This window comes from Nocardia sp. NPDC049220 (assembly GCF_040647855.1).
Classification (GTDB): Bacteria; Actinomycetota; Actinomycetes; order Mycobacteriales; family Mycobacteriaceae; genus Nocardia.
Genome location: NZ_JBEZDA010000006.1, coordinates 77,664 through 91,383, shown reverse-complemented (window position 1 = coordinate 91,383; position 13,720 = coordinate 77,664). Strand labels below are relative to the sequence as shown.

Here is a 13,720-nt window from a genome sequence, read left to right as displayed (position 1 = left end):
GCGAGGCCGACCACGTGTCGGCGCCGGCATCCCGATGACCTACGTCGGTGGCGTACCAGTACAGAACGTTAACCTGCACGTGGTACCCCTCCCCGTGGGGAGGCGTTAGTCTCATCCCAACTCCAATGAACGGTTTCTCGGACTGCATTGGTGTTTCTGTCCTCCCCCCGACTCGCACTCGGGGGGAGGGCAACCCGTTCGAACTCCCGGGCGAATCCCAATTAGAGCAACCGTGACCGACACGGTGGATGCACTTAAAATGGCTTGATGTCACGGGGTTTGGGCCGCACTCAGCGCAGACTCCTCGCTGCGCTCTACATCGGACATGTAGGTCCTTGGCGGACATGGGATCTCGATGCCGGCTACCCGTGGTTCGCCGTGACGGAGATCGGTCTACGTGACGACGACTACGACTTGTACGACGGCGACGACACCACCCTCGTCGAGCGCGACATCAAGCGCAGTCGCCGCGCCGTGATACGTCGCGGGCTCGACGGACTCGTCAGCCGCGGTTACGCCGAAGCGATGATGCACACCGTCGATCTCTTCGAACTTCAACTCACCTACGGCTGTTGGGATCACCTCCCTACCCGCCAAGTCCTCATGGCCCGGACCACCGGCCTCGGCGACCAGTACGTCCAACGGCATCGCCATCAGTTGCTGTCGGAACTGGCTGAACCAGTTCTGCGTGAGGCCTTGTACGAGGGCCTGCGTGGCGCCTTGGCGACGTACGGATTCGTCGACACCGATCCGGCACCGAACACAGCCACTCGGCGGCGGCGCAGGCGTCGACGCACATCCTCGGGGCGTACTCCCACCACCCCAGTCCGTGCTCAGACACCAGTAGTTGCGACTTCCGCGCCAGCGGCGCAGCTCAGCAAGTCCCAAGTCGTGGAAGTCCTCGCTCTCGAGGGGTTTCCCGCCGCTGCGGTTCTCACGCAACTCAGGGCCTGGCACCGCGAACAGCAGCGGGACTTGCGTACGAAGTTCGGCGACCCAGGCCCGGCGCTCGACGAGTACCAGTTCGACGCCGAACAAGTGGAAGAACTACGTGCTCAACTCACTACACGCGACTGACTGGCCACTCCGATCCGCACCCGCCGCCGACCGGTTTTCGATACGAAGGTGGGGTGGGTGGCTGGTTGTGCTGTGCCGGCTCGGCGTATGGATCACGCGATCCCAAATACCTTGCGACGTTTCACATGTAAACGTTTCATCGGGACGATGGTTAAAGGCGGGCACGGCTACTTCGCCGACGAGTCGCCGAAGTCGAATTCTGATTCAGGCTCGACATATTCGTCGATCTTGCCGTACTCGCCGATGGCTACCTTTAAGGCCGCCGCCTGTAGCTGCGGCACCTGGATCTTGATGTACGGCCGCCCATTGAGCTCGTTGTCCCACAGTTCATCCGGGACAACCAGCGCGTAGAGATCGGCGTCACCTGCGCCCTGCTCGATGAGGAATTGCTGGACCTCGTCGGTGTCGATCCCGGGCGCGTGCTCGAGGGCAAGGCCCCATTCCATTCCGGCGGCGTCGGTGCTGGTGTCGAGGATGACGATGTCGAGGAGGCTCATGATGTTGTTCGCTTCCTGGTGGGCGTAGATGGCGTGTGTGATGAGTTCGCGGCGGGCCATTCCGGCACCGTGTTTGTTGCCGGGCCAGCGGGTTTCGGCGTAGTCGGAGACTGCTTTGGCGACCACCTCTTCCAAGCGGACCTCGTACTTGCGTCCCACCACCGGCCGTCCGGCTTTCAAATAACCCATGCGTTAATAATCGCACACTGCTGTGGCGGTTCCCAAGATAAACGCATGGGTTATTAATGAACAGATCGGGAGGTCATTCGTCGCCAGGGGCGTCGGGATCATGCAGTGGCCGGTGTGTTCCGCTCGGGTGGAGTGATCCGTTGGGTGGGCATGGACAGCAGCCGGTTCACCTTGCAACGTTTCGTATAGAAACGTTGCAAGGTGGGTTATGCTTGTTGTGTGGCTATCGCTGAAATCGACCTCGATGCAGAGCAGACGTTGCCGGCGCCTGGCGGGCACACGATCGCGGTGACTCCGCGGTTCGAATACCTTGTGCCGGACAACTCTTCGCCGTCGGCGTCGTGGGTGGAGCGGGGAACCCGTATGCATATCACCGGCCGTGCAGCGTCGCTGGTGACGGCGACCAGGGAGTCCGCACAGACCGATCGGGCCAAGCTTCATCCCCGCACCGGCGGGGACCGGCATCATGTCGATTACATCGCGGGCGCTTACCGGCCGGTCGCCGTCTATGGCGTGGTGGACGGGCAGCGCGCTTATCGTGTCCTGGCCGACACGATCCGCGCGCAGATGGTCTATGACCGGCTGATCCAGGAGCGTCGCGACCGTGCCGCGACGGTCTTGCGGGAAGCGCGCGCCACCTATGACGGGCTGGACAAGGCGGCTCAGTTCCAGTACGGCCGCACCCAGCTGATGTTGGCCGCCGAGCGTGTAGCGCTGTGGGGCCATGTGCCGGAGGTCGACATCATGCAGCACGCCGGACTGACCGAGGAAGACATGCGCCGCATCCGGAAGGGTATCGCCGATCGCGATTTCGATGCTGAGCTGCACTACGAGCGGCGCCCGTCGCTCGGGACGCCGCTGTATCTGGACATTGCGGCGGTGGCCGAACGCCTCGGCGTCGAGCCCGCGACGGTCCGCGCCTACAAGGCTCGGGGGATACTGCCGGATCCCGGCCGGGATCCGTTCACGACCAACAATCGCCCGGCCTGGGAATGGGATGTCATCGAGGCGCGGATTTCCGAGCGCCGCGGCCAGGACTGGGCCGCCGGCACCACCGCCGATGAGACCGGCCGCCGTGGCGCTGGGGAGGCATCATGAACCCGATCTCCGAACTTCTCAAACTCCGCTACGCGGAACTGATGAAGCTCAGTAAGGCCGAGCTGGTGGCCATGCGCCTGCGCGGCGTCACCGATCCGCAGGGCCGTACAGTGCGCTCCCTGCCGCAGTTCGTTGGCACCGACATGTCGAAAGACCGACTGGTCGACGACATTCTGAACATCGAATTCCCGCCGCCGGGGGCGAACGACTCCACGATCTGAACAAACGGCCCGCGAATCGCTATCTCCAACCCATGCATGATGCCCCCGCTGCACCAAGGCTCGAACTGGCCACAGAAGGCGCCGGCAATGCCGGGTGGCTTTTCCGCTCGCCGAGGTGAGACTTACCGGTGAGCAGGCTGCCGCCCTGATCTTGCCCGACGGCCGGTTCACGTTGCGCGGCGACCTGGTCGACGGCCAGGGATGGCCGGTCACCGTGTCGGAGTTGCGCTACTGCAACGTCCCTGAATGCTGGCTGCGCCCCGCTGACGGTCGGGCGCCGAAGGCCCACATGGACCTCGACACACTCAACCGGTGGGGGCTGCGATGACTCGTCGACTGTTGTCGGTGCGCGGTCCGGTCGGCAGGTGTGAGTCGGGAATGTGCTGCGATGCCTCGAGCCACCCGCCGTGCTTGTACGCAGACCTGCACATAAATCTGTACGCAAATCTGTACATATCTGGTAGGGTGGGGGTTATGACGTTCCCGAATGTGTTGCTAGTGAGCGAGTTCCGCGCCAAGGCGCCATCGCTGATCAAGGAAGTAGCCGAGCGTCGCGGCCGCCGGGTGTTCGTGGGCGCGAACCGGCGCCCAGAAGCGGTGCTGATGTCGGTGACCGCCGATGTCCCGCCCGCGGTGCGGCAAGCGCTGCTCGACACGTTTTTCTCCTACGCAGTCGAAGACACGTTCCGGTTGGACATGTGGCGTGATGGCACGTTGACGCATGTCGGGGACGGTTTCGGTGGGGTGTTCGCATGGTTGTGGCGCGTCGATCAGACCGAAGCCATGGAGCACTTCGCGCGGTATGCGAGGCTGCTGCGCGACCACGACAAGGCTCCGAAAGTGCTGAGCCTGGAAGAAATTCTGGTCGCGTTGCAGTTCGCGGCTGACCTCACCGACGACGAATATTCCGCCATCCGCGACCGCGCCCACGCTGAGCTGGCCGGCCGATTCCACGACGACAACCAGGAGCAGGACCGATGAACGCCGAAGCGAACAGTGTGAACTACACCGATGACGATTTCCACGAGAACTGGTTGGACCCGGAGGGGGTATCCGATGAGGATGGTCACCTCTTGGTGCAGGTCCTCGCCGATGGCCGTGTGATGGTGTCGATGTACGACGCGAAGACCGGCCGCAGTGTGGAGCGCGTGATCGACTGGCGTGCCGCGACCGATGTCGGTTCGGTGTTCGAGGCTGCAGCCGCCGATGGTGATGAGAGGGCGCGCCGGATCGACGCGGCGAAGGAGGCGTAGTGACCGCGGCACGCTCCCACACGACGGCCGATGCGGAGTCTGGCATGCGACTCGCTTCCCGCGGCTGGTCGGCTTCCGATCACGGCGTTGATGCTCCAGATGTCTGGTGGCGTACTGTTGCGTTTCCCCGATTGGTGGCGGCAATCCGTGCTGAGGACCTACTCGACGAGCACATCGACATCTTGGACTCCCACTATCACCGATTCGGTGTGCCTTTGGTCGGCCGGACTCGCGCGGTGTTCCGGACAGGCGATGGATACGTCATCAAAGTCGCGCACACCTGGGAAGGGCTGGCGGCAAACGCTTTAGAAGCGGCAGTTTCACAAGCCGTGGACCCGGTCGTGCCGATGGCGCCCACAGAGCTGCTCAAGGATGGCTCAGTGCGCGCCGAAGAGGTCACAGTGCTCACAGTCTGGGACTACCGCACCGTGCCGACCTGGATCCGGTCCGTCGACTGCGCCCAGGTCGGGTATCTCGCAGATGGTCGGCTCGTAGCCTACGACCTCTGAGACCAATGACCCGAACGGCTGAGGAGACGGCGCGCCGGATCGACGCGGCGAAGGAGGCGTGGTGACAGCGGCACGCTCCCACACGACGGCCGATGCGGGGCATGTGGCTGGTCTGCCCACAACCAACAGCCACCCAACCTGGGAATGGGATGTCATCGAGGCGCGGATCTCCGAGCGCCGCGGCCAGGCGCGGCCAGGACTGGGCTGCGGGCACCACCGCCGATGAGACCGGCCGCCGTGGCGCTGGGGAGGCATCATGAACCCGATCTCCGAACTTCTCAAACTCCGCTACGCCGAACTGATGAAACTCAGAAAAGCCGAGCTGGTGGCCATGCGCCTGCGCGGCATCACCGATCCGCAGGGACGTACAGTGCGCTCCCTGCCGCAGTTCGTTGACACCGACATGCCGAAAGAGCAGCTGATCGACGACATTCTGAACATCGAATTCCCGCCGCCGGGGGCGAACGACTCCACGATCTGAACACCCGGCCCGCGAATCGCCGAGCCGTTCAGGCCCCCGCTTGACCTGGGAGGCACCGGACAGCCGCTACTGTCCGGTTGCTTCCCGGATCATCGCAGTCAAGATCATCGATCCCATGGGCGAACGCCGACACAGTCGAAAATCGCTGTTCTGCAAGAGATTCTGCGAATCGAATGCGGTGTGGCGCCTCGGTGGCGGATCGAACTCGGTCCGAGTTGGCGCGGTCGGGAGATGTGCGACCCGCATCTCCAACCCATGCATGCTGCCCCCGCCGTGGCGAGTTCTGGGGCTTGCGAGCCTGCCTGAGCCACAGCACGTAATCCCGTCCCTCGCACGGCGTGGCCTGGTCCCACTCCACGTCGACGACCCGCAGCCAGCGCCACAGCGCAGCAGAACGAATGCGTAGCTGCGCACCGACTTCGGGCTGTTCGACTGCCCGACAAAGTCGATCAGATATCGGCGGATCGGTTCAACAGCCATGCCGTCATCAGCGATCACCATCCAGGAAACCAGCCCCTCGACCGGAGTAACTCGGCCCCACCGGCCCAGCCGGATCAGCGCCACATCGCGGTCCACCTCATCAGACAATCTCCACCACCTTCGTCGAACGAACGGGGTGATGTGTACAGACCGCCGACGTACGTCAGCCAGAACCACGCCGGTGTGTCACGGTCTTAGTCCGGTCAATAGGTGAGGGCCGCCGAGAGGCCCACCGCCGAACGGTTTATGTCGGGTTGACAATATCTAGGCCCGGCGCCTACTCTAGATATTGTCAGGTTGACATAAACTCGAACATGTTGGAGGGCAACATGATCGGCAATATCTACAATGACCGGCATCGCGAAATCGCCGTGGCGACCCTGAACTTGGATCGTGTGGACGACATGGTTGATCAGCTCTCGGTTGCCCACTCGGCGGTGCTGGCCGCCGGTCGGATCATGCTCGAGCTCGGAAACGAGTCCATGCGCGCCGATATCGAGGCCGCCCGCGATGTCGTGGACGCCGCCGAAACCCGCGTCAATGCGATCCGGCGCGACTACTCGCGCAAGCTCACCACCGCGCGCGAGGCCGTGGATGGTGTGGCGTGAGCGCGGCCAGCGCGCGGCATCGGCCCGCGGTCACGGTGGATCTGGCGGTGTTCACGGTGCGGGAGGGCACCTTTCAGATTCTGTTGGTGGAACGGGGGAAGGAGCCGTTCCGGGGGTGCTGGGCGTTGCCTGGCGGCCATCTCGACGCGGGTGAGGATCTGGACGCGGCCGCGGCGCGCGAGCTGGTGGAGGAAACCGGGGTGGCCCTGGATTGCGCGCATCTGGAGCAGATGCGCGCCTATGGCGCTCCGGATCGCGACCCGCGCGGGCGGGTGGTGACGGTCTGCTACCTCGCGTTCGTTCCGGATGCTGCGGCGCCGGTGGCCGGTGATGACGCGCGCTCGGCCGCGTGGATGCCGGTAGCGCCGATTCTGGACGGCGCCACGGTGCTGGCGTTCGATCACGGCCGGATCGTGGCCGATGCGGTGGACCAGGCCCGCGGCAAGTTGGAGTCGACCACCCTCGCGACCCGGTTCTGTCCTGCGGAGTTCACCGTGTCGGAGCTGCGGGGGGTGTACGAGGCGATTTGGGGTGTGCCGTTGGATCAAGCGAATTTCTCGCGCAAGGTCACGGGCACCACGGGCGCGCTGGCTCCGACCGGCGGGCAGTCCAGCACCCGCCACGGCGGACGCCCCGCGGCGCTGTATCGCCGTGGCCCCGCCACGACGCTACATCCGGCAATCCTTCGACCCGCACAGGAGAGGTAAAGGGAGGTGATTTTGATGACCACTGATCACAAGTGCCATGTCTGCGGCGCGCGGATGAATGGCGCATGGAGCACCAACGCGTCGTGTCCGAGCCGTTCGGTCGAAAGAGTCTGCGGCAGATGACGACACGATATGTATCGAGTGATCAAGGACAGGACGACGAGATGGACAACAACACTGACATATTCACGACCGCGTTGTTGGTCGCGAACCGGGACATGCCGGCAGCGATTGCCCGTAGCTGGGCGAGTGACCTCGGTGGGTGGCTCGATGAACAGGGATACGCGCTGGTGAAGCTGCCTGAGATGGTAGTCGATCAGGACGGTTTCGAAACGTGGCCAGTCGAGCAAGAGTTCGACGAGGGCACGGTGCGAGTCAGGCAAACCGATGACCGTATCGACTTCACGAGCGTGTCCACGCCGTTCGAGAGTAGCCAGGCTGCGGTGTCGTTTGCTGCGGCGTTGATCGCCGCCGCGAGACACAACCAGTCTGTGGAGTGATCTGCTGGGACATCTACAGCCCCCATGAGTTGAACGGGACTTTCCGGGGCTGTGGGGATGATCAGCAGTAGCCTATAGTTCGGTGTGTTCCCCGTGCTTGCGGGGATGAGCCGAGCCCGATCCGATAGCTGGTGTCGGTTTTGCTTTCCCCGCGCGGGCGGGGTGTTTTCGAAGGCGGCCTCGCGTGTGTGCGGGGCCGCTTTCTTTGTTGTCGTCCGGAAACCACATATCAGCAGCGTTGATACTGTGCAGCGCAAGAAATCGGGCCCTGGATGCGCGGAGGGAAACCGACACCCGCGATATCCGGCATCCGCCATTGCCGCCGCGGCTGAGACGTGCTCGGTGCCGGCGGGGCCGGTCGGTCACCGATCCAGATGGTGTCGCTGGTTGTGGGTGCAGTGTTGGTAGAGGACGGTGAGGGTATGGGTAGACGGAAGAAGAACTTCGGTCACGATGGTGCGGTTTTGTTCGACCCGCCCGGCACTCGACGCGCGCCGCGCTCGGATTGCCGCCTGTGTGGTGGGGACGGTTGGATGCTCGGTTCGGATGGTGCACCGGTCGAGCCCGCTGTTCGTTGTGAATGCACCACCACCGGGGATCTTCTGTCGTGACGCCGCGGTCGGCGGAGGGTGGTAGCGTGCCCGGCAGGATCTCCCTACGTCGGAGTCCGGTTAGCCCTCGACCTCGCACCTGTGTGCGGGGTCGTTGTGCGTTTCGAGGGCTCTGCTCAGGGGATGGGTGGCATGAATCCAAGGCTGCATGGGACGAACAGGGCAGCGCCGCACTCTCTCTGGCCGTCCGACGCTACACGGCAGGCCGGAGGTCCTCCTCTGTGAGAACGCGGCTCCTGCGGCTGGCAGTGGCGTTCACCGGCTTTGCCCCGGCGGGTCACAACTGCCGGTCCTCGCGTAGCTCGTCGAGCCCCGCCCAGTGGGGCGCGACGAGCGGGTCGGTGGTCCACCGGTTTTCGATCGCGCGCGGCGCCTGCCACCCCATCACGACAGGTCGTGTGGTGCGCGGGCAGCGTCGAGGTTTGTCGGGGTGTCGCTCATGGGGGTGGGCTTCAATGCCTCGTACCACGCCTGTATTACCGCGATCTTCTGGCTGACCTGCGCGGTCGGGTCGCCACCGAGCCGGGCGATTCCGAGCATGGCGGTGATCGCCACATCGGCGAGTTCGCGCACCACATCCTCGAGCGAGTGGGTGACACCCTTGCGCGGATTCTGCCCGGTGTAGCCGATCCAGGCTGCGGCGACGTCTCCGGCTGCTTTCGCTACCTCGCCGAGCTCCTCTTGGAGTTTCAGCATCTGCATCGTCATCGCGGCGTCGTCGCTGCCGTTGTGAGCGTTGAGGAACTGGGCAACCCTCTTGATGGTTTCGGATTCGGCGCCCAGTGCGGCTGCTCGTCGGTGCCCGACTGTGGTCTGGAAGTTTTCGGCGACCTGTTTGAGTGCCTCGTGTACGTGGTTGTGGATCGTGTTCAGGTCTTGTTCGGGGACGTCGTAGCAGTCGTGACGGCCGTAGATCGCTCCGTAGCCGATGTCGGTGGTGAGGTGGTCGAGCACGACAGTATTGGCGATGCGTTCGATCTCGGTGCGGTCCATTGGTGGTCCCTTTCGGTGGAGTCGAAGTGTTCGGTGAGGATTCGGGCAGTTCGCAACGCGCCGGCACTGGGTACGAACAGCGTCGCTCGCCGGTTTCTTCAGGGGTTCATTCGCCTGATTCTTCGGCGAGTTGTCGGGTGCGGTATGCGCAGATCGCGTCGAGCAGTTCAGGGTCGTCGAGCAGGCGGGCGGCGTTCAGCATCCAGTAGCTGTTGAGGTGGAATCCGAGTGTGGCTGCGCGGTCGCCTTCACACTCGAGTGCCGCGGCGAGCTGCTGTTGGGACGCAGCCGGCCGCGGTGGTTTGCTGTCAGGCTGTGCGGTGACCGGAGGTATCTGCGGGGTCGGGGTGAGTGTGGTTGCCCAGGAAGGTGTCTGACTCATGCGGGCCACCGCGTGCACTGGGTCGGCGTCCCGGCTATGTAGTTGTGCAGCACCATCAGGTCGACGCTGATGGCGGGTGCGGCCCTCGAATCGCCTCGATTCCGGGGTTGGTGGAGGTGGGGAGGCATCTGGGGAAGGGTCATGCTCAGAACGGTGGATCGTCGTGGAGCGTGGTGATCGGGGGGTGGTGTGTGGCCCAGTGTGTTTCGTCGAGTGGTGGTGGTGTGTCGATCACGGGGGAGTGCAACTGCGGGTCGGTCAGCGCGACGAACGACTTGGCCTCGGAGATATCCATAGGGCGGGTGAACATCTGACCGTCGGCGTTGGCGATCCGCCACGCCTGTCCGGTCATGTCGAGGTTCAGATAGCGTCGGGTGTCGCAGTGTTTGTACTGGTAGACCGTGCGGCCGTTGATGTCGATGGAACTCATGTACATGAGGTCGTCCAGCAGTTCGGGTGCGTACCTCGCCGCGGCGGCGAGGTCGCCGGCGTTCAGGGCGTAGGCCAGCTCGGTGATGGTTTCGCGGACCTCTCCCGCCAGCGGGACGATGACACCGTGCACGTCTTCCTCCATGCTCAGCGCGACCGGGCCATACCAGTCGTAGGGGTAACCGAGTCGGTCGGTCACGCTGTCTGCCAGGGGGTTCGTATACAGTCCGAGCGCGCCGAAGTCGTCGGCGAACCACACGCGCAGCTGGCCGAGTCCCCGGCTGGCCAGGTTCGGCACATACGCGTTGATGGCCTCGCGCAGTGGGCGGCCGGGCTCGGCCGAGAGGTATACGACTCGGCCGTCGGTGTGCAGTACCACGAAATCGGCGGTGTCGGGTTCGGTGCTCATCTGATCGGTTGTCCTGTCGATTGTCGAGGCCGCTTATGCGACCATCCAGGCGAAAGAACCAGGCAGTTGCGGCTGGTTCCCCGCCACGCTCTTTCGGTCGGTCGAGGTCTGCATGTCTGGCCGGCATGGATCACGATCCGGCCCGCGGCGGCGAGCCGGCGGAACCGGTTTCGATGGCCTTGCTCGCCGGTGGTGGTGACTGTCAGCTGGGAATGGTGGTGCTCACAGCGACACCACTGCCGCGTACGTTTCGAATGTCGAAAAGTGTGCCAAGCAGTGCGCGCACTCGATGTAGCCGTGCTTCGAGAGCAGTCGGTGGCCGAGTTCACGTAGTCGGTTGGTGTGGGCAGTGCACATCAGGCGTTCCTCGCAGGCATGGGCCTGCACCCAGTACGTTGCGGTCACAGGTGTCTTGTGCCGCTTGAATCCGCATGTGGGCTGGTGGTCGAGGTGTTCGATGCTGGTGGTGTGGATGGCAGGTGCGGTCATGGCTGTATCTACCGGATCTCGCTGATAACGATGTGCAGGTCTTGGTCCTTCGAGAAACGTCGGATCTGTACCTCGGCGGCCTGCCTGCTCGTGTCGAGGTCACGGCCGATCAAGATCCCGTACGGGCCGTCGGAGTGTTTCTGTCTGCTCATGGCGACGTACCCGAGCGGGGGACGTCGCGCTGCCTCCAGCACATCGAGCATGGCGTCGAGCCGGTCGGGGTCAAGTGCCGCGCAGTACTCACCCACCGGGCCACCGAGCAACCCGTTGAGGTTGTCGCTCCACCTGTCCACACCGGTGCCGTCGAACGGCCAACCCGTCTTGTGGGTTTCGTCGCGGGCTGCGGTGGCGAGCGTGCGCAACTCAGCGACCAGGTCATGATCGAACATCAGTATTTCCTCTCTTGTATTTGCGATTGCCTGAGAACGATCGGGCCCAGGCATGTGAGATGTGGGGGAGGGCACGAACCGGTCTGGTTACCACGACACGTCCAACGCGTATTCGCCTGCCGGGAGCAGACCGCGCGTGTGCAGATCGTTGACCACGTCTTCCAGCTGCGGAAAGAACTCCCGTTTCCAGCGCACCTGCTCCCGCGAGTCGCCCCGGGTGGGCGGTGGCGTGGCCTGCCACTGGGCCAGCGACGGGCCTGAGCACTCCGATTCCTCGGCGGGGACGGTGAACTCGACGAGGCTGTTCTGCGACAGGCATTCGCGCTGCTGCTGCAGCTGGTAGGGACGCCCGTAGACCTGGCTGATGAATCGGCTGAAGTCGCCTTCCCCCATAAGGGTTACCGTGCGGGGATTCAGGCATTTCGGGATACCGGTATCGGTGAGGTGTTCGCGCATGATGGTCCTTCGAACGTTTCTGTGGCCGTGGTATTTCAGGGGTCGCGCAGGGTGCGTTCGTGGTAGTCGATGTCGTCACCGATGTCTGCGCCCGTGCGGGGCATTCGATTCCGCTGGGATGATCAGCGTTCCCGCCCGACGCCGTGATGGCGGCCCTCGATACCCCGCGGAGACTGGCCGCGACGCTGCGCGCGCATATCCTTTAACCGTTGTTCTGATTCCCGGATCCGCTGCGCTGATTCGGCCTGGCGCCGTTTGATCTCTTTCAGCCGCTCATCGATGCTGGCGATCGACTCCCGCAGTTGCTGCGCCTCCTGCGTGCGGGAGATCGGCTCGCGCGGTTGCTGTACCCGTTCGGCTTGGGCGCGGCGTTCCTGGTCCTGCGCCAGGTCCATCGCCTGGGTCTCATCGAGCACCGCCTTCATCGCGGCGTTCACCTCGTCCGGGGTCATTGGGCGGTAGAAACCGTTGTCTGCCATGTGATGCTCCTTCAGTGGTGTGGTGGTGCGAGGTTCGAGGCGGGTGCGTGGCGTGGTTCGGTCCATGTGCGGATGGTGTCGACGCGTCCGCAGGTGTGGCATCGCAGGGTTTTGGTGTGGTGGATGGTGGTGGCGGTGATCTGAATGTGGTGTGACCAGATTTCGTCGTGGGCGCCACCGTTGTGAAGGTCGGGCAGGCAGTTCTCGCAGTCGCAGTCCGGACACAGGCCGGGTTGGTGGGCGTTGTCGGTGAAAAGCTCCTCGCACAGCAGACACACCTTCACGCCCTCGCCCTCGCCGCCGGCGGCGGCGGTGTCGATGGTGGGGGGTGTGGCAGGTGGGGTGGCACCGGGATCGGTGAGCAGATCATGGTCGAACATCAGGATTCCTTCTGCGGTTGCGTGGTGGTCGTGGGTGTCCGGGTCGATGTAGTACTTGGGGGTTGTAGCCGCAGCAGTCGAGCGAGGCCCCGCAACACCTCGATCACTGGTTGTCGACGGTCACCGGTTGCGGGAGAACGGTTTCCCTGCGGCCGCGGATACCGTTTCTCTGCTCGGGTTTCACCGGCTCCGGGTCGTGGTCGTTGGTGGGATGGATGGTGTGCGCGCACCGGCTGGTGTCGGTCGAGTCGCGGGCCGGTGTTGTCTGGGGTGGTGAGGGTTGGGGCGGTGTTCGGTTCGAAACGGATCAATGGTTCGCGGCCGGATCGGTGGGTCTCAATGATGGTGTGGAAGATGTGTCGCTCGAGTTCGGAGCACGGCTGCCAGTACATGTGTGGACCGTGCTGCACACCCATCTCGCGTTGTTGCATGTCTTGGATGATCGGCTGGTATTCGTGGTCTTGGAGGATGCGTCCGTCGGTGTGGCGGATATCGAACAAATCGTGGTCGCTGGTGACCGGGCGTAGGTTGCCGTGGCTGTCTCGGCTGTGTACGACGCCGTCGCGGAGGGCGAATTCCGCGGCCGCGGTGTAGCGCGCCATCGTGGGGCGCAACGCGTGGAATTCGTGGCGGCGCATGTCGTACCGTTTCTGCAGCGCGGTCGCGTCGATGTGCGGGGGCACGGTGTCGGGCAGGACGGGTTCGAAGTATCCGACCAGTCCGAGATGCTGCGCCGACATGCCCAGCATGGTGTCGAGTTCGGTGATGCTTTTGGCTTTGATCGACTCCGGTTTGGGAAGCGCACCCCGCTCCAGCCAGGCAACCGATGTCGGGTTGGCCGGGCGTACGTCGATGACGATGTTGCGTTCGTCGGCGAACTGCTGGAAATGCCGCTGGTTGGCTTCGGGAATGCCATAGCGAGCAGCGATTTCCGGGGCGGTCACCGCCGCAGTGGTTACGCAGCCCGACAGCATGCCATTCGCTTCGGACGCGGCATCGAGGGTGACGTGCGGGTGGTGGGATGTGTTGTCGGGCAGCGGTTCACGCATGGGTGGGTGAAGGCGAGGTGGTGCGATGGTGTTC

The 13,720-nt window shown here is 64.0% G+C and carries 22 protein-coding genes; 12 read left to right on the top strand and 10 right to left on the bottom strand.

Annotated features, from left to right (window positions below):
• Nucleotides 1-267 precede the first annotated feature (267 nt).
• Nucleotides 268-1,077, top strand: coding sequence for a hypothetical protein (locus AB0C34_RS17505; RefSeq protein ID WP_357073420.1), 810 nt, complete (start codon nucleotides 268-270; stop codon nucleotides 1,075-1,077).
• Nucleotides 1,078-1,244: 167 nt separating this feature from the next.
• Here the strand turns inward: AB0C34_RS17505 and AB0C34_RS17500 are convergent, their stop codons facing one another.
• The gene (locus tag AB0C34_RS17500) at nucleotides 1,245-1,763 is read right to left on the bottom strand and encodes a hypothetical protein (RefSeq protein ID WP_357073417.1); all 519 of its coding nucleotides are present in this window, start codon (nucleotides 1,761-1,763) and stop codon (nucleotides 1,245-1,247) included.
• Between the two features lie 219 nt (nucleotides 1,764-1,982).
• Between AB0C34_RS17500 and AB0C34_RS17495 the strand changes: the two genes are divergently transcribed.
• The 11 genes from AB0C34_RS17495 to AB0C34_RS17445 all read left to right on the top strand — a co-directional run bounded on the left by AB0C34_RS17495 (nucleotide 1,983) and on the right by AB0C34_RS17445 (nucleotide 7,620).
• A complete protein-coding gene (locus tag AB0C34_RS17495; RefSeq protein WP_357073414.1) occupies nucleotides 1,983-2,861 on the top strand; it encodes a hypothetical protein in 879 nt (292 codons plus the stop codon).
• Nucleotides 2,858-3,082: a hypothetical protein gene (locus AB0C34_RS17490; RefSeq protein ID WP_357073411.1), complete on the top strand. Its 225-nt coding sequence runs from the start codon at nucleotides 2,858-2,860 to the stop codon at nucleotides 3,080-3,082. Before AB0C34_RS17495 ends, AB0C34_RS17490 begins: the two co-directional genes overlap by 4 nt.
• A 115-nt stretch (nucleotides 3,083-3,197) precedes the next feature.
• Nucleotides 3,198-3,410: a hypothetical protein gene (locus AB0C34_RS17485; RefSeq protein WP_357073409.1), complete on the top strand. Its 213-nt coding sequence runs from the start codon at nucleotides 3,198-3,200 to the stop codon at nucleotides 3,408-3,410.
• 146 nt (nucleotides 3,411-3,556) lie between these two features.
• On the top strand, nucleotides 3,557-4,063 hold the full coding sequence (locus tag AB0C34_RS17480; protein WP_357073406.1) for a hypothetical protein: 507 nt from the start codon (nucleotides 3,557-3,559) through the stop codon (nucleotides 4,061-4,063).
• Nucleotides 4,060-4,335 carry a hypothetical protein gene (locus AB0C34_RS17475; protein ID WP_357073403.1) on the top strand — a complete coding sequence of 92 codons (276 nt, stop codon included), beginning with the start codon at nucleotides 4,060-4,062 and terminating at the stop codon, nucleotides 4,333-4,335. The genes AB0C34_RS17480 and AB0C34_RS17475 overlap by 4 nt, the downstream gene beginning before the upstream one ends.
• A gap of 44 nt (nucleotides 4,336-4,379) precedes the next feature.
• The gene (locus AB0C34_RS17470) at nucleotides 4,380-4,844 is read left to right on the top strand and encodes a hypothetical protein (RefSeq protein ID WP_357073400.1); all 465 of its coding nucleotides are present in this window, start codon (nucleotides 4,380-4,382) and stop codon (nucleotides 4,842-4,844) included.
• Between the two features lie 61 nt (nucleotides 4,845-4,905).
• Nucleotides 4,906-5,070, top strand: coding sequence for a hypothetical protein (locus tag AB0C34_RS17465; protein WP_357073397.1), 165 nt, complete (start codon nucleotides 4,906-4,908; stop codon nucleotides 5,068-5,070).
• A 30-nt stretch (nucleotides 5,071-5,100) separates the two neighbouring features.
• The gene (locus AB0C34_RS17460; protein ID WP_357073394.1) at nucleotides 5,101-5,325 is read left to right on the top strand and encodes a hypothetical protein; all 225 of its coding nucleotides are present in this window, start codon (nucleotides 5,101-5,103) and stop codon (nucleotides 5,323-5,325) included.
• 794 nt (nucleotides 5,326-6,119) lie between these two features.
• On the top strand, nucleotides 6,120-6,413 hold the full coding sequence (locus AB0C34_RS17455) for a hypothetical protein (RefSeq protein WP_357073391.1): 294 nt from the start codon (nucleotides 6,120-6,122) through the stop codon (nucleotides 6,411-6,413).
• A complete protein-coding gene (locus AB0C34_RS17450) occupies nucleotides 6,410-7,120 on the top strand; it encodes an NUDIX domain-containing protein (protein ID WP_357073388.1) in 711 nt (236 codons plus the stop codon). The genes AB0C34_RS17455 and AB0C34_RS17450 overlap by 4 nt, the downstream gene beginning before the upstream one ends.
• Before the next feature lie 119 nt (nucleotides 7,121-7,239).
• On the top strand, nucleotides 7,240-7,620 hold the full coding sequence (locus AB0C34_RS17445) for a hypothetical protein (RefSeq protein ID WP_357073385.1): 381 nt from the start codon (nucleotides 7,240-7,242) through the stop codon (nucleotides 7,618-7,620).
• Between the two features lie 995 nt (nucleotides 7,621-8,615).
• Here the strand turns inward: AB0C34_RS17445 and AB0C34_RS17440 are convergent.
• The 9 genes from AB0C34_RS17440 to AB0C34_RS17400 all read right to left on the bottom strand — a co-directional run bounded on the left by AB0C34_RS17440 (nucleotide 8,616) and on the right by AB0C34_RS17400 (nucleotide 13,686).
• Nucleotides 8,616-9,224, bottom strand: coding sequence for a MazG-like family protein (locus tag AB0C34_RS17440; RefSeq protein WP_357073382.1), 609 nt, complete (start codon nucleotides 9,222-9,224; stop codon nucleotides 8,616-8,618).
• A 106-nt stretch (nucleotides 9,225-9,330) separates the two neighbouring features.
• Nucleotides 9,331-9,606: a hypothetical protein gene (locus AB0C34_RS17435; RefSeq protein ID WP_357073379.1), complete on the bottom strand. Its 276-nt coding sequence runs from the start codon at nucleotides 9,604-9,606 to the stop codon at nucleotides 9,331-9,333.
• Nucleotides 9,607-9,751: 145 nt separating this feature from the next.
• Nucleotides 9,752-10,444, bottom strand: coding sequence for a hypothetical protein (locus tag AB0C34_RS17430; RefSeq protein ID WP_357073376.1), 693 nt, complete (start codon nucleotides 10,442-10,444; stop codon nucleotides 9,752-9,754).
• Nucleotides 10,445-10,666: 222 nt separating this feature from the next.
• Nucleotides 10,667-10,933: a hypothetical protein gene (locus AB0C34_RS17425; protein WP_357073373.1), complete on the bottom strand. Its 267-nt coding sequence runs from the start codon at nucleotides 10,931-10,933 to the stop codon at nucleotides 10,667-10,669.
• An 8-nt stretch (nucleotides 10,934-10,941) separates the two neighbouring features.
• Nucleotides 10,942-11,322, bottom strand: a complete 381-nt coding sequence (locus tag AB0C34_RS17420) for a hypothetical protein (RefSeq protein ID WP_357073370.1) — start codon at nucleotides 11,320-11,322, stop codon at nucleotides 10,942-10,944.
• An 87-nt stretch (nucleotides 11,323-11,409) separates the two neighbouring features.
• Nucleotides 11,410-11,778, bottom strand: a complete 369-nt coding sequence (locus tag AB0C34_RS17415; RefSeq protein WP_357073367.1) for a hypothetical protein — start codon at nucleotides 11,776-11,778, stop codon at nucleotides 11,410-11,412.
• Nucleotides 11,779-11,900: 122 nt separating this feature from the next.
• On the bottom strand, nucleotides 11,901-12,257 hold the full coding sequence (locus AB0C34_RS17410) for a hypothetical protein (RefSeq protein WP_357073364.1): 357 nt from the start codon (nucleotides 12,255-12,257) through the stop codon (nucleotides 11,901-11,903).
• 11 nt (nucleotides 12,258-12,268) lie between these two features.
• The gene (locus tag AB0C34_RS17405; protein ID WP_357073361.1) at nucleotides 12,269-12,637 is read right to left on the bottom strand and encodes a hypothetical protein; all 369 of its coding nucleotides are present in this window, start codon (nucleotides 12,635-12,637) and stop codon (nucleotides 12,269-12,271) included.
• A complete protein-coding gene (locus tag AB0C34_RS17400) occupies nucleotides 12,637-13,686 on the bottom strand; it encodes a hypothetical protein (protein WP_357073358.1) in 1,050 nt (349 codons plus the stop codon). The genes AB0C34_RS17405 and AB0C34_RS17400 overlap by 1 nt, the downstream gene beginning before the upstream one ends.
• Between the last annotated feature and the right edge of the window lie 34 nt (nucleotides 13,687-13,720).